General features: G+C 48.0%; 2 protein-coding genes. Both read right to left on the minus strand.

Features of this window, described 5'->3' with window-relative positions; all coding sequences use genetic code 11:
• Window positions 1-107: 107 nt before the first annotated feature.
• Window positions 108-314, minus strand: coding sequence for a DUF2788 domain-containing protein (locus tag ACTHUM_RS14875; RefSeq protein ID WP_003747401.1), 207 nt, complete (start codon window positions 312-314; stop codon window positions 108-110).
• An 88-nt stretch (window positions 315-402) separates the two neighbouring features.
• On the minus strand, window positions 403-1,136 hold a 734-nt coding region (locus tag ACTHUM_RS14880), incomplete at its 5' end, for an aminotransferase class V-fold PLP-dependent enzyme (RefSeq protein WP_440403275.1).

A 1,136-nucleotide genomic window follows, 5' to 3' on the forward strand; every position in this document is an offset into this window, starting at 1 on the left:
ATGGCGTCTTGCGCGGCTTGCAAGAATTGGGCGTAATTTAAATTTCAAATCAAAAGGCCGTCTGAACATTTTTTCAGAAGGGCTTGTTCTATCTATAAACTTTCTGCTTACTTTGGCAATACCAAAAAGCTAATCAGCAACTCTTTAAATACGAATCCAAACACACCCAAGCCCAAAACCAAGAAGAGCATGGCAATGCCGAATTTGCCGGCTTTGGATTCTTTACCCAAGTTCCAAACGATAAAGCCCAAAAAGATAATCAGGCCGGTGAGGAGGATTTTCATTGCCCACGAGGCGAATTCTGCTTCAGACATTATTTTTTCCTTTTATTCTTAAGATGTGTGTTTAATTGCTTTCAGACGGCCTATTAAAATTTAAGGCCGTCTGCAATTTGTTTTTAGATTATTTGTTCAATGCTTGTTGCAAATCATCAATCAAATCGTCGATGTGTTCCAAACCAACAGAGAGGCGTATCAAGCCCGGGCGGATATTGGCGGCGAGTTTTTCTTCAGGCTGCATCCGGCCGTGCGTGGTTGTCCACGGATGGGTGATGGTCGAGCGCACATCGCCGAGGTTGGCAGTACGGGAAAAGAGTTCTACGCCGTCCACGATTTTCCATGCTTCTTCTTGGTCTGCAACTTCAAAACCCACGACGATACCGCCGCCATTTTGCTGTTTGCGGATCAGTTCGGCTTGCGGATGGTCGGGCAAACCGGTGTAGTACACGGCTTGGACTTGCGGTTGCTCTTTCAACCATTGCGCGATTTTCAGCGCATTGTCGTATTGTTTTTCCATACGCAGCGACAGAGTTTCCACGCCGCTTAACAGCTGCCATGCGTTAAACGGAGACATCGCCAAACCGCAAGAGTTGCAATACATGGCAACTTGCGTCATCAATTCTTCCGAACCGGCCAACACGCCGCCCATCACGCGGCCGTGACCATCAATCGCTTTGGTTGCGGAAGAAACAGAAATATCCGCACCGTGTTTCAAAGGCTGCGAGCCGACTGGCGACAAGAGGCTGTTGTCCACTACCAAAAGCGCACCGATGCTGTGTGCCAGTTCGACCAAAGCTTCCAAATCGGCAACTTCGCCCAAAGGGTTGGACGGCGTTTCCAAAAACAGCAATTTGGTAT

The sequence above is a fragment of the Neisseria sp. P0021.S006 genome (assembly GCF_051956895.1).

Excerpts from the sequence above, each read along its gene's own strand:
- ACTHUM_RS14875 (WP_003747401.1), bottom strand. The coding sequence starts at position 314 with ATGTCTGAAGCAGAATTCGCCTCGTGGGCAATGAAAATCCTCCTCACC.